This window comes from Nocardioides proteolyticus (assembly GCF_051280635.3).
GTDB lineage: Bacteria > Actinomycetota > Actinomycetes > Propionibacteriales > Nocardioidaceae > Nocardioides.
Genome location: NZ_JBNBPO030000013.1, coordinates 98865 through 111554 on the forward strand (window position 1 = coordinate 98865; position 12690 = coordinate 111554).

Sequence of the window (12690 nt, forward strand, 5' to 3'; positions counted from 1 at the left end):
TAGCTGCCCGTGCCGGGAACCGTCACTGCGGGTCCGCCGGGTCGACGACGAGCACCTGCGCGGCGCGCACCACGCGGTCGCCGATCTTGTAGCCGGCCTTGGCGATCACCTTGCACGTGGTGACCTCGACCTCGGGGTCGGTGCCCACGTGCGACAGCGCCTCGTGGACGGTCGGGTCGAACGGGTCGCCCGGCTCGCCGAACTTCACCAGCCCGAGACCGGTCACCACCCGCTCGAGCTGCTCGGCGACGGCCTTGAACCCGCCCTCGAGCGGCTCGTGCTCCCGCGCGCGGTCGATCGTGTCGAGCACGTCGACGATCGGGGTGAGCGCGGCGTAGGTGGCGTTCTCCTTGAGCAGCTCGCGGTCACGCTCGACGCGGCGCTTGTAGTTGAGGTAGTCGGCCTGCAGCCGCTGGAGGTCGAGGGTCCGCTCCTCCAGCTCCATCCGCGTGACGGCGAGCTCGTCGCCCTCCGCGGACGCAGCGCCCTGCCCCGGCGCCCCGTCGGCCCCGCCAGCCCCGTCGGCCCCGTCGGCGCCGGCAGCGCCGTCCGGGTCGGGCGGCGGCACGGGGGCGGCCTCCTCGGCGCGGGCCGCGACGTCGTCGAGCCGGCTGTGGTCGGCGGCTCCCTCCGGGGAGGGAGCGGCTCCCTCGGGCCGCTCCCCCTCCGGGCGGGCGTTCGGGTCGCCGGTCACTTGGCGTCGCCCTCGGCCGCCTGGTCGGACGCGTCGTCGTCGATGATCTCGGCCTCGACGACGTCGTCGTCGCTCTCACCGGTGGCCCCGGTGCTGCCCCCGGCCGCGGCGGAGTCGGCCTCCGCGGCGGCGTACATGGCCGCGCCCATCTTCTGGCTGGACTCGCCGAGCTTGGTGACCGCCACCTGGATCGAGTCCTTGTCGGCGTCGGCGTCCTCGAGCACCTTCTTGAGCGCGTCGACGTCGGCCTGGACCTCCGTCTTCACGTCCTCGGGGATCTTGTCGCCGTTGTCGGCCAGGAACTTCTCGGTCGTGTAGACGAGCTGGTCCCCCTGGTTGCGCACCTCCACGGCCTCGCGCCGCCGGGCGTCCTCCTCGGCGTACTGCTCGGCCTCCTTGACCATCCGGTCGATCTCGTCCTTCGACAGCGCGCTGCCGCCGGAGATCGTCATCGACTGCTCGCGACCCGACGCCTGGTCCTTCGCGGACACGTGGACGATGCCGTTGGCGTCGATGTCGAAGGTCACCTCGATCTTCGGGACCCCGCGCGGCGCCGGGGGCAGGCCGGTCAGCTCGAAGTTGCCGAGCGGCTGGTTCTGCGACCAGATCGCGCGCTCGCCCTGGGCCACCTTGATCTCGACCGACGGCTGGTTGTCGTCGGCGGTGGTGAAGATCTCCGAGCGCTTGGTCGGGATCGTGGTGTTCCGCTCGATCAGGGTGGTGAAGACGCCGCCCTTGGTCTCGATGCCGAGGCTGAGCGGCGTGACGTCGAGGAGCAGGACGTCCTTGACCTCGCCGGCGAGCACACCCGCCTGCAGAGCGGCGCCGACGGCGACGACCTCGTCGGGGTTGACCCCCTTGTTGGGCTCCTTGCCGCCGAGCAGCTCCTTGACCAGCTCGGTGACCGCCGGCATCCGGGTGGAGCCGCCGACGAGCACCACGTGGTCGATGTCGGAGACCTTCACTCCGGCGTCCTTGAGCACGTTCTGGAACGGCGCCTTGGTGCGCTCGAGCAGGTCGGCGGTCAGCCGCTGGAACTCCGAGCGGGTCAGTCGCTCCTCGAAGTGCAGGGGACCGTTCTCGCCGTGGGTGATGTAGGGCAGGTGGATCGTCGTCTCGCTCGAGGAGGAGAGCTCGATCTTCGCCTTCTCCGCGGCCTCCTGGAGACGCTGGGCGGCGATCTTGTCGGCGGCGAGGTCGACGCCGTTGGCGTCCTTGAACTTCTTCACCATCCACTCGACGATCGCGTTGTCCCAGTCGTCACCGCCGAGGTGGTTGTCACCGCTGGTGGCCTTCACCTCGACGACGCCCTCGCCGATCTCCAGCAGCGACACGTCGAACGTGCCGCCACCGAGGTCGTAGACGAGGATCGTCTGGTCGTCGCCCTTGTCGAGGCCGTAGGCCAGTGCGGCCGCCGTGGGCTCGTTGACGATGCGGTCCACCGTGAGCCCGGCGATCTCGCCCGCCTCCTTGGTGGCCTGCCGCTGCGCGTCGGAGAAGTACGCCGGCACGGTGATCACCGCGTTGGTGACGGTCTCGCCGAGGTAGGCCTCGGCGTCGCGCTTGAGCTTCTGCAGCACGAAGGCGGAGATCTGCTGGGGGGTGAAGTCCTTGTCGTCGATGCTGGTCTTCCAGTCGGAGCCCATGTGGCGCTTGACGGACCGGATGGTGCGGTCGACGTTGGTGACCGCCTGGCGCTTGGCGACCTCGCCGACGAGCACCTCGCCGTTCTTGGCGAAGGCGACCACCGACGGGGTCGTCCGGGCACCCTCCGCGTTGGCGATGACCGTGGGCTCGCCGCCCTCGAGGACCGCGACGACGCTGTTCGTCGTGCCGAGGTCGATGCCGACAGCTCGTGCCATGGTGTGTTCCTCCCGCATGCTGCTTCAAGTTAGTTGAGCCGAGTCGACTCAAGTTTGACACAGGGCACAACCGGCCGGCGACCGGGGTTGTTCCCGGACCGGCGAGCAGGCTCGCGGCCGCTGCGCGCAGCCGGGCCGGTGAGGGCCGGCCGCGTGCGCCGGCGCCGGGGTCAACCCACCCGGACGCGGATCTCGTTGGAGGTATTGCCGGTGTCGCGGTCGATCACCCGGAACCGCTGGAGGCCGGTGACGCCGGTGAAGATGTAGCTGCTGAACGTGCCGTTGGTGACGCCGACGCTCGCCGCGAAGTCGGCCCAGCGGCCGCCCTCCCGGCGCTGCACCCAGAGGATCGCCCCCTCGCCGCCGGGGTAGACGCCGCTGAAGTAGATGCGCTCGCCGGCCTCGACGGCGTTCTGCTGCGCCTGCAGCGAGATGTCGCGCTGCTTCGGCTGCTTCTTCTTCTTGTCCGACTCGGTGGTCCGGCCGTCCTCCGGCGCGGCGGAGCCGCCGGTGGGCTCGTCGGTGTCCTCGGTGTGGAGCGTGATGAGGGGGCCGCCGTCGTCGGACGTCTCGGCGGGCGTGGGCAGGTACATCGACTCCCGCTCCGTGGACTCCGCCGCCGCCGAGCCATCGCCCTCCTCCAGGCCGGCCATCCTGGTGCCCAGCACCGCGACCAGCGCGAGCAGCAGGCCGACGCCGAGCGCGACGGCGCACAGCGCCACCAGCCCGTTGAGGACGGGGCGCTCGGGCCGGGAGGGCTCGCGGGGGTCGCTCACCCAGCCATTGTGGGCGACCGCCGGGAGCCAGCCAAACCGGTCCCCGCCGCCGGCTCAGAAGCCGCGGGTCCAGACCACCTGCTCGTGGAGCCGGCGCGACCGCCAGCCGGCCTCGGTGCGCACGAAAGTGTGGTGGTAGAGCCCGCCTACCTCGACCAGCCGCTCGCCCGGCGTCCCGTCGCTGCGCTGCGACCCGTCGGCGATCAGCATCGGGTTGTGGAAGTACGCCGTCACGTCGGCCTCGTCGCCCGACTCGGAGAACGCGATGGCGACCTGCCCGAGGGTGTGCATCCGCTTGCTCGAGAAGGCCGGCAGGTTCTCGGCGAGCCACGGCTTGACCGCCGGGTAGCGGTCGGCGATGCCACCACTCTCGGTGTAGTCGATCTCCGCGTCGGCGGTGTAGACGGTGTCGAGGAGGTCGAAGTCGCCGGTGTCGATGGCGAGGGTGTAGCGGGTCAGCGCGTCGGTGATCGCCGTCCGGTCGGCCAGCTCCTGCAGGCCCACGTCCGTCCCCGTGCTCATCCCTGGGCTCGTCCCTGGGCTCGTCCCTGGGCTCATCCCCGTGCTCATCCCTGCGCCCGTCCCTGTGTGCCCATCTCCGTGCCGTCCCTTCCGGTTCCTGCCGCGCCGCGCTCAGTCACGCGGCTCGAGTACGACGACCGGGATCTCCCGGTCGGTCCACGACTGATAGCTCGCGAAGTCGGCGTAGAGGTCGACCAGCCGCGGCCACAGCTCCTCGCGCTCCTCCCCCTCGACGACCCGGGCCCGGACCCGGCGACCACGCTCCCGCGGCAGGTCGACGGTCACCTCGGGCTGGGCCACCAGGTTGTGGAACCACTGCGGGTGCTTCGGCAGGCCGCCCTGCGAGCCGACGACCACCAGCCGCGAGCCGTCGGCCAGGTAGAGCAGGGGCGTGGTGAACGCCTGCCCGCTCCGGCGCCCGACGTGGTGGAGCAGCAGCACCGGGACCGGCTTCCGCCAGCCCGCACCGATCCGCCACGTGGCACCCAGGCGACCGTTGGTCAGCCGGAACAGCGCGACGTTGGCCCGGGCGCCGTACTTGATGACCTTGGCGGTGATCGGCGAGTCGAGCCCCTGGGGCTTCTCCTTCGGCAGTGCCACGCGCTCACTCTGGCAGAAAACTGGAACACGTTCTACAGTTCGAGACGCCCGCCCGCCACGACCGAAAGGCTGACATGCGCTTCTCCTTCGCCGAGGGCATGACCCATGCCAGCTACTACGCGCCGCTCGCGCAGGCGTGCGAGGCCGCGGGCTACACGTCGATGACCATCGCCGACAGCCTCATCTACCCCGAGGAGTCGGACTCCAAGTACCCCTACACCGACACCGGCGACCGGGAGTTCCTGCTCGGCAAGGAGTTCATCGAGACGTTCATCCTCTGCGCGCACCTGTTCGCGCAGACCAGGACGCTGCGGCTGACCCCGTTCGTCCTGAAGCTGCCGGTGCGGCCGCCGGTGCTCGTGGCCAAGCAGGCCTCGTCGCTGGCCTTCCTCTCCGGCAACCGCCTCGGTCTCGGTGTCGGCCTGTCGCCGTGGCGCGAGGACTTCGCCGCGATGGGAGTGCCGTGGGAGCGGCGCGGCAAGCGGATGGACGAGTGCATGGACATCGTGCGCGGGCTGACCCAGCCCGGCGCCGAGCCGACGTTCTTCAGCTACCGCGGCGAGTTCTACGAGGTGGACTCCCTGCAGCAGTGCCCCGCCCCGACGGAGCGGATCCCGCTCCTGGTCGGCGGACACTCCGACGCTGCGCTCCGCCGCGCGGTGCGCAAGGGCGACGGCTGGATGCACGCCGGCGGCGACGGCGAGGAGCTCGACCGGCTGCTCGCCCGGCTCGCGGAGATCCGCCGGGAGGAGGGCGACACCCGCGACGACTTCGAGGTCCACGTGATCTCCTACGACGCCTACACCCCCGACGGCGTGAAGCGCCTCGCCGACAAGGGCGTCACCGACTGCATCGTCGGGTTCCGCGTGCCCTACATCAAGGGACCCGACACCGAGCCGCTGGAGACCAAGGTCAAGCACCTCGAGCAGTACGCCGAGACCGTGATCGCCAAGGTCAACCGATGAGCGGGTCGCTCGACCTCACCAAGCCGCTGCAGGACGCCATCGCCGAGGCCGAGGAGCTGATCGCCAACGCGCCGTTCATCCGCACCGAGGCCGACCGGCTGGAGGGCTACGACTACCTGGCGGGCCGGATCCGGATGGCGATGCAGACGGCGTTCGACTACGACCTCGAGCACCCGCTCTTCGTCAACCCGACCCACCAGTTCTCCCGCCAGGGCCTGGACAACCCCGACGCCGTCTACTTCAACGCCTACCTGCGCGAGGGCGTGGAGTACGTCGTCCGCGGCCGGCGCGGCACGTCGGCGGACCTGTCCTTCCAGGTCATGGGCGGTGCCTACACCGCGGACTCGGCGGCGCTGAGCCTGATGGCCTTCGACGACCGCGAGCTCGACATCGCCGACGACGGCACCTTCGAGTTCCGCTACGTCGCCGAGCCGGGCGCCAAGACGCTGATCGTCCGGGAGGTCTTCAACGACTGGGACAACGAGGAGCGCGGGACGCTGTGGATCGAGCGCCCCGACACCCTGGGGCGGCCCAAGCGGCCGCTCTCGGAGGAGACGCTGCGCAAGAAGTACGACGTCGCGGCCCGCTCGCTCGTCGGGTCGATCCAGACCTGGTTCGCCTTTCCCCACTTCTTCCAGTACAAGGAGCCGGTCAACACCCTGACCGTGCCGGCCGCCACCCCCGGCGGGCTGCCGTCGCAGTTCTCCTCGATTGGGCACTACGAGCTCGCCGACGACGAGGCGATGGTGGTCTCGGTCCCGCGGTGCGACGACTGCAGCTACCAGGCCATCCAGGTCGGCTCCGACTGGTACGCCTCCACCGACTACGAGACCCACCAGACCTCGCTGACCAAGGCACAGGCGGTCACCGACCCCGACGGCGTGATGCGGTTCGTGGTCTCCGAGCGTCCACCGGCCGGCACGGCCGACGAGCCGGCGCCGATCGCGAACTGGCTGGAGACCACGGGCCACCGCACGGGACCGGTCATGCTGCGCTGGCAGAAGCTGACCCGCGAGCTGACGGCCGCGGACGGCCCGACGGTCGAGGTGGTCCCCCTCGCGGACGTGCCGAAGCACCTGCCGCACCTCTCTCCACTCACCCAGGAGCAGTACGCCGAGCGGATCGCCGCCCGGCAGCGCTCCGTCGCCCGAAGGATGATCTCGTGACCACCACCCAGACCGCTCCCGCCACGGCCGCTCCGGCGGTGCCGCTGCTGACCGACAAGGTGATCGTCCTCTCCGGCGTCGGCCCCGGCCTCGGCCGCTCCCTGGGCGAGGAGGCGGCGAGGATGGGCGCCGACCTGGTGCTGGCTTCCCGCACGCCCAAGCGCCTGGAGAAGATGGCCGAGGTGGTGCGCGGCCACGGCCGGCGCGCCCTGGTCGTGCCGACCGACATCACCGACGAGGCGGCACGCGAGCACCTGGTGCAGGCGACGCTCGAGGAGTTCGGCCGGGTCGACTGCCTGATCAACAACGCGTTCGGCATCCCGCCGATGGACCCGATCAGCACGCTCGACCTCGACGGGCTGCGCGCCGCGCAGGAGACCAACGTCTTCGCGCCGCTGCGGCTGTCCGCCCTGTTCGCCGACGCGCTGGCCGCGACGCCGGACAAGCCGGGCGGGTCGGTGATCATGGTCAACTCCTGCGTCATCTACAGCAGCCAGCCGGAGTACTCCGGCTACAAGCTGTCGAAGGGCACGCTGAAGCACATGGCCTCCTCGCTGGCCACCGAGCTCGGCCCGCGCGGCATCCGGGTCAACAGCGTCGCGCCGTCCTACATCTACGAGGACGTCAACAAGGCCTACTTCGACTGGATCGCGTCGGAGACCGGCCGGACCCACGACGAGGTCTACGCCGAGAAGGCCGCGCCCACCGACCTCAAGCGGCTGGCGACCCCGGACGAGGTGGCGCGGGCCACGCTCTTCCTGGCCTCCGACCTGGCCTCGGCGGTGACCGGCGTCGTGCTCAACGTCGACTGCGGCGAGTTCCATGTCGACTGACCAGGCGGCTCCTCGCCAGCGCGCCGACGTCGGCAGCTTCGAGGACATCAGCGCGGCCGCGGTCCGCACGACCGGCCTCAGCGACTTCGGCGGCACCGAGCACGAGGAGGCGTTCCGCCTCGTCGTCGACGACCTCAACTCGCCCGAGGCGGGTCTCACGCCGGTCGGCAACTACTTCATGCGGTCGCAGGTCAAGAGCGCCCTGGTCGCCCGGCTGCTGACCCAGGCGAGGTTCGCGGAGTTCCCCGAGCACGCCGCCGTGCGCATCGAGCGGCCGATCTTCGTGCTGGGCCTGCCCCGCACCGGCACCACGGCGCTGAGCCGGCTGCTCTGCGCCGACCCGGCCCACCAGGGCCTGGAGATGTGGCTGACGGAGTTCCCGCAGCCGCGCCCACCGCGGGAGACCTGGGACGACGACCCGATCTTCGCGGCCATGCAGGCGGCCTTCCGCGAGCACCACGTGACCAACCCCGAGTTCATGGGCATCCACTACTCCGACGCCGCCGAGCCGGAGGAGTGCTGGCGGGTGCTGCGCCAGACCGGCAAGTCGATCGGCTTCGAGTCGCTGGCCCACGTGCCGACGTACTCCGGCTGGCTGGCGGCGCAGGACTGGACCGATGCCTACCAGCGCCACAAGCAGAACCTGCAGCTGATCGGCCTCAACGACCAGGACAAGCGGTGGGTGCTGAAGAACCCCTCCCACCTGATCGCCCTCGACGCCCTGATGAGCGTCTACCCCGACGCCCTCGTGGTGATGACCCAGCGGGACCCGGTGACGTCCGTGGCCTCGGCGTGCTCACTCTCGGCCGAGGCGACCGCCGGCCACTCCACCACGTTCGTGGGCGAGATGCTCGGCCGCGACCAGCTGGGGCTGCTGACCCGGCAGTGGCACTCCTTCTGGCAGGCGCGACCCACGTACGACGAGAGCCAGTTCTTCGACGTCGACTACCGCGCCTTCGTGACCGACCCGGTCGGCACGGTCGGGTCGATCTACGAGGCCTTCGGCATCGACTGGAGCACGGAGGCGCGGGCCAACGTCCAGCGGCTCGACGAGGAGTCCCGCAGCGGGCCGCGGAGGCCCTCGCACAGCTACCACCTGGCCGACTACGGGCTCACCGAGGACGAGGTGCGGGCGGCGTTCGCTCTCTGAGGGATGATCGGCCGGTGGAACGCGAGGTCCCGCCCGTCACCGTTCGCCGGCGTCGGCCCCAGGACATCCCGGTGCTGGCCGAGGTGCTGCTGGCGCAGCAGCCGGTGAGCCGCTACCCCTTCCGGAACCCGCTGCCGGTGCCGGTCGAGCAGTTCCTCCACGCCGAGGACGCGGAAGCCGCCTGGGTCGCCGAGGTCGGCGGCGCCGTCGTGGGCCACGTCTGCCGGCTGGCGCCGCTCAGCGGGTTCGTCGACGCGGACGCGATGAACCGGGCCTGTGCCGACGCGCACGGGTGCGACGTGTCGGACCTCGCCTGGGTGTCGACGCTCTTCGTCGGCCTCGACGGGCGTCGCCGCGGCGTGGGCCGACGCCTGCTCGACACGGTCGTCGGCGACATCCGCGACTCGGCCCGACAGCCGTGCCTGGAGGTGCTCGAGGTCCACCCGGCCGCCCTGACGATGTACGAGGCCGCCGGGTGGCGCACCGTCAGCACCCTGCAGCCCGCCTGGCTGGTCGAGGCCGGTGGGCACGGCATCGACGTCAGGGTGATGGTGCTCGACGAGCCACTCACCCCAGGCAGAGGCAGAACGGGTGGCCGGCCGGGTCGAGGAAGACGCGGAACGTCCGGCCGGGCTGGTGGTCGTGCTTGACCGCCCCGAGGGCGACCACGGCCGCCTCCGCCTCGTCGAGGTCCTCGACGTCGACGTCGAGGTGCATCTGCTGCGGCACGTCCTGGCCGGGCCACTGCGGTGGCCGGTAGTCGTCGACCCGCTGGAAGTGGATCCCCCGGCCCTCGGACGCGATGGTCGCCCAGCTGCCGTCCGGCTCCACCTGGGGCGGCCAGCCGAGGAGGGCTCCGTAGAACTCCGCGAGAGCGATCGGGTCCGGGCAGTCGAGGACCAGCTGAGGATTGCGTGCGATGGGCATGCACCGACGCTAGGTGGCCGCACCGACACCCGGCCTGTCGGTGCCGCGGCGACGGCGCTGGACGGCGGTGGCACACCTTGCCCACGCGGCTCTCCACAGGTGCCGGGGTGGCCGGTTCCGCCACGGCCGAGGCGGGCGCATGCTTTCGCCCCACCCGCCTCGCCGGAAGGAGCCCACCGTGCCCGTCCCGTCGCGCACCTCGATCAACGTCTCGCTGCCCCCTCGCTGGGCGACCCGCACCGATCCCGCCCGCGGGATCGTGGTCGCCGCGCGCTGTCGCGAGCGGCCGCCCGGCGGCTTCCCGCCCGAGCTGGTGGTGCGCGCCGTCCCGGTCGACAGCGACCTGCTCACCTGGCGTCGCGACGCGCTGACCACGATGGGGCTCCAGCTCGTCCGGTTCGACCTCGAGGACGAGGACCGGTTCGGGCTCGGCGACCACGAGGTGCTCTACCGCCGCTTCTCCCACCACCTCGCCGGCACAGACCTCGTCGGGGAGCAGTGGTCGTGGCTGGTCGACGGCGTCGGCGTCACGCTGACCGCGACGGTCGCGCGCAGCGACTACCCCGCCTACTGCGACGTGTTCGAGGACGTGGCCGCCACGGTGGAGGTGGTGCCGGCCGCGGCCGCCTGAGTCACTTCCAGACCCGGACGTAGTCGACCTCGAGCGTGGCCGGCAGGTCGAAGCCGCCCCGGTAGGCGTTCTGGCCGCGCCCGAGGCCGGCCGTCAGCAGCACGATGTAGCGCTTGTCGAAGGCCGGGTCCCCCGACTCGTTGACCAGGCACTCGTCGCCGTCGACCTCGATGGTGATGCGGTCGGGCGTCCACTCGAGGGTGTAGGTGTGCCACGCACCCCGCCGTGCCGAGCAGTGGGCCGTGTTGGTGCCCGGCACCGGCCCGCCGTTGTCGTCGGTGCCGTAGTGGAGGAACGGCACGGCGAGGTCGGGGTACAGCGAGTACGTCTCCGCGATGTCGATCTCCCCGGCAGCCGGCCACGCCAGCCCACGGGGGTCGGGGTAGCGGTCGTCGGGCCACAGCCAGAAGGCCTCGTGCAGACCCGGTGCCGTCACCGGCGCGGTCCGCATCCGGGTCTCGAACCGGCCGTACTTCTGGGAGAAGAGACGGTACGTCGACACGGTGCCGCCTGCGTAGCGGGCGGCGGCCACGGCCTCGCACGCGACCGGGCCGTCGACGGGCGTGACGGTCAGCCGGAGCTCACCGTCGGCCACGGCGACGTTGCGCGAGTCGTCGACCGGGCAGGTCTCGGTGCCGCGATCGCCGGTCGGCGGTCCGTGCGGCACCCGCCACTTCTCCTCGTCCAGCCGGTCGCCGTCGAAGTCGTCGGCGAAGGTGCAGCGCCACCGGCCGCCGCCGGGCTTCTCGACCGCCTCGCCACAGGCGTCGGCCGGTCCCGGCGAGCGGTCGACGGCGACCGCGATCACCACCGCGACGGCGAGCAGCAGCGCCCCGCCCGCGAGGCCCACCGCCCAGACGCGTCGTCGCGAGCGGGCGGGCGCGGCCGCGACCTCGTCCTGGACCTCCACCCGTCCGGTCAGCCCCGCGAGCGGACCCGGATCCGGGCGCCGCGGCGCGGCACGCTGGTGATGTTGCGGACCTTGGCCACGTCGGAGCCGACGGCGGCGACGTCGTACCGGCGGAAGACCTCGCGGAGCACCTCGACCCCCTCCATCAGCGAGAAGCCGGCGCCGATGCACCGGCGGACCCCACCGCCGAACGGGATCCACACGTTCAGCGGCGGCGCCTCCTGCCCGCTCAGCGCCGGCAGGAAGCGCTCGGGCCGGAAGACCTCGGGGTCGGGGAAGCCGGCCTCGCTGCGATGGCTGACGATGATCGACGGGCCCACCGTGGCCCCGGCGGGCAGCGCCCAGCCGCCGACGGTGGCGGGCCGCATCAGGGTGCGGACCACCATCGGGATGATCGGGTGGAGGCGCATCGCCTCCTTGAGGACCGCCTCGAGCCAGGCGTCGTCGCCCTCGTCGACGGCGCGCTGGGTCCGCGCGAGCAGGTCGGGCGAGCGGCCGACCTCGACCAGCGCCCAGGAGAGCGCGGACGCGGTCGTCTCGTGGCCGGCGAGCAGGAGCGTCACCAGCTGGTCGCGCAGCTCCACGTCGGACAGGCCGCCGCCCTCCTCGTCGGCCCCCGCGACCAGCAGGCGGGAGAGGACGTCGGAGCGCTGCGCCAGGTCCGTCGCCCGGCGGCGCTCGCGGATCTCGGCGTACATCAGCTTGTCGAGCTCGATCTGGTTGAGCACCGTCCGGCGCCACGGCCCGAACCGCTGGAGTCGGGGGTACGCCCAGCCGAGAAGGACGGCCGGGCTGATCTCCACCGTCTGGTTGACCGCCGGCCGCAGCCGGGCCAGCCGGTCCTCGTCGGTGACGCCGAAGACCACCCGCAGGATGACCTCGAGGGTCAGCGCGTTCATCCGTTCCAGCGATCGGAAGTCGCGCCCCTCCTCCCACCCGGACACCTCGGCGGCGGCGACCTCGCCCACCATGGCGCGGTAGCCCCGCAGCGCGTGGCCCAGGAAGGCCGGCATCAGCAGCTTGCGTGCCCGGTGGTGCTCGGCGGAGTCCTGGAGCAGCAGGGAGTGCTCGCCCATCACCGGGCCCAGGATCGCGTTGCCCTTGCCGGCGTGGAACACCTCGGGGTCGGCGGCGAAGATCTCCTTGGTCACCTCCGGGGAGGTGAACAGCACCAGCGGGCGGTTGCCCGGCACCAGGTTGACGGTGAAGGCGTCGCCGTACCGCCTGTGCAGCCAGGGGTGGAACTGGTGGCGAAACCTCATCAGCGCGACCGTCTGCAGGATCGCCGGCCACCTCGGGCCCGGGGGGAGGCCCTCGGTCGGCACCGGCGGCGTGTCCTTGCCGCCGACGCTGCTCATGTGGCGGAAGCGGCGCATGGTGAGCGCCAGCGTGTCGTCGTCGTGGGGCGCGGCGGGGACCTCGGTCGTCACGGGGCTGACGCTACGCCCCGGGCGGTGGGGACGCACCGGTCGGTCGCTGGACGGGCACGCAGGCGGCCAGGATCTGCTCAGGCGGGGTCGACCGGGCGGGGACGCTCCTATGGATCGTCAATCCCTGATTGGTCCTGATTCGAGTAGGCGGTAGAGGTCGCGGGCGATGTAACGCTTGAGGCAGCGTTTGATCTCGCGGCTGGTCTTGCCCTCGCTGGTGCGGC

At 71.7% G+C, this 12690-nt stretch carries 14 protein-coding genes; 6 read left to right on the plus strand and 8 right to left on the minus strand.

The annotated features are described in order from the left end of the window. Window positions 1–22: 22 nt before the first annotated feature. The 5 genes from grpE to ACPOLA_RS09965 all read right to left on the minus strand — a co-directional run bounded on the left by grpE (window position 23) and on the right by ACPOLA_RS09965 (window position 4454). Entirely contained in the window at window positions 23–694 is a 672-nt protein-coding gene (gene grpE, locus ACPOLA_RS09945) for a nucleotide exchange factor GrpE (protein ID WP_435770261.1), read from the minus strand. Continuing rightward, the gene (dnaK, locus tag ACPOLA_RS09950) at window positions 691–2556 is read right to left on the minus strand and encodes a molecular chaperone DnaK (RefSeq protein ID WP_435770262.1); all 1866 of its coding nucleotides are present in this window, start codon (window positions 2554–2556) and stop codon (window positions 691–693) included. Before dnaK ends, grpE begins: the two co-directional genes overlap by 4 nt. Before the next feature lie 170 nt (window positions 2557–2726). Next, window positions 2727–3332, minus strand: a complete 606-nt coding sequence (locus tag ACPOLA_RS09955) for a hypothetical protein (protein WP_435770263.1) — start codon at window positions 3330–3332, stop codon at window positions 2727–2729. A gap of 54 nt (window positions 3333–3386) precedes the next feature. Continuing rightward, the gene (locus ACPOLA_RS09960; protein ID WP_435770264.1) at window positions 3387–3854 is read right to left on the minus strand and encodes a nuclear transport factor 2 family protein; all 468 of its coding nucleotides are present in this window, start codon (window positions 3852–3854) and stop codon (window positions 3387–3389) included. A 111-nt stretch (window positions 3855–3965) separates the two neighbouring features. Next, window positions 3966–4454, minus strand: coding sequence for a nitroreductase/quinone reductase family protein (locus ACPOLA_RS09965; RefSeq protein ID WP_435770265.1), 489 nt, complete (start codon window positions 4452–4454; stop codon window positions 3966–3968). 74 nt (window positions 4455–4528) lie between these two features. Here ACPOLA_RS09965 and ACPOLA_RS09970 point away from each other — a divergent pair, with 74 nt between their 5' ends. Genes ACPOLA_RS09970 through ACPOLA_RS09990 form a run of 5 tightly spaced genes read left to right on the plus strand, consistent with a single transcriptional unit; the run spans window position 4529 to window position 9218 of the window. Further along, window positions 4529–5419: a TIGR03619 family F420-dependent LLM class oxidoreductase gene (locus ACPOLA_RS09970; RefSeq protein WP_435770266.1), complete on the plus strand. Its 891-nt coding sequence runs from the start codon at window positions 4529–4531 to the stop codon at window positions 5417–5419. Then, window positions 5416–6585 (plus strand): hypothetical protein, encoded by a 1170-nt coding sequence (locus ACPOLA_RS09975; RefSeq protein WP_435770267.1) that lies wholly within the window; start codon window positions 5416–5418, stop codon window positions 6583–6585. The genes ACPOLA_RS09970 and ACPOLA_RS09975 overlap by 4 nt, the downstream gene beginning before the upstream one ends. After that, on the plus strand, window positions 6582–7418 hold the full coding sequence (locus tag ACPOLA_RS09980; RefSeq protein WP_435770268.1) for an SDR family oxidoreductase: 837 nt from the start codon (window positions 6582–6584) through the stop codon (window positions 7416–7418). The genes ACPOLA_RS09975 and ACPOLA_RS09980 overlap by 4 nt, the downstream gene beginning before the upstream one ends. Next, window positions 7408–8568, plus strand: a complete 1161-nt coding sequence (locus ACPOLA_RS09985) for a sulfotransferase family protein (protein ID WP_435770269.1) — start codon at window positions 7408–7410, stop codon at window positions 8566–8568. Before ACPOLA_RS09980 ends, ACPOLA_RS09985 begins: the two co-directional genes overlap by 11 nt. A 14-nt stretch (window positions 8569–8582) precedes the next feature. Next, the gene (locus ACPOLA_RS09990; RefSeq protein WP_435770270.1) at window positions 8583–9218 is read left to right on the plus strand and encodes a GNAT family N-acetyltransferase; all 636 of its coding nucleotides are present in this window, start codon (window positions 8583–8585) and stop codon (window positions 9216–9218) included. Here ACPOLA_RS09990 and ACPOLA_RS09995 read toward each other — a convergent pair. Then, window positions 9136–9495: a VOC family protein gene (locus ACPOLA_RS09995; protein ID WP_435770271.1), complete on the minus strand. Its 360-nt coding sequence runs from the start codon at window positions 9493–9495 to the stop codon at window positions 9136–9138. The two genes, ACPOLA_RS09990 and ACPOLA_RS09995, sit on opposite strands and share 83 nt — an antisense overlap. Before the next feature lie 178 nt (window positions 9496–9673). Here ACPOLA_RS09995 and ACPOLA_RS10000 point away from each other — a divergent pair, with 178 nt between their 5' ends. Then, complete coding sequence (locus ACPOLA_RS10000) at window positions 9674–10126, plus strand: hypothetical protein (protein ID WP_435770272.1); 453 nt, start codon at window positions 9674–9676, stop codon at window positions 10124–10126. Window position 10127: 1 nt separating this feature from the next. Here ACPOLA_RS10000 and ACPOLA_RS10005 read toward each other — a convergent pair whose 3' ends face one another. Together ACPOLA_RS10005 and ACPOLA_RS10010 are read right to left on the minus strand one after the other, a co-directional pair. Further along, complete coding sequence (locus ACPOLA_RS10005; RefSeq protein ID WP_435770273.1) at window positions 10128–11036, minus strand: glycoside hydrolase family 16 protein; 909 nt, start codon at window positions 11034–11036, stop codon at window positions 10128–10130. 8 nt (window positions 11037–11044) lie between these two features. Then, entirely contained in the window at window positions 11045–12466 is a 1422-nt protein-coding gene (locus tag ACPOLA_RS10010; protein ID WP_435770274.1) for a cytochrome P450, read from the minus strand. Window positions 12467–12690: the final 224 nt, after the last annotated feature.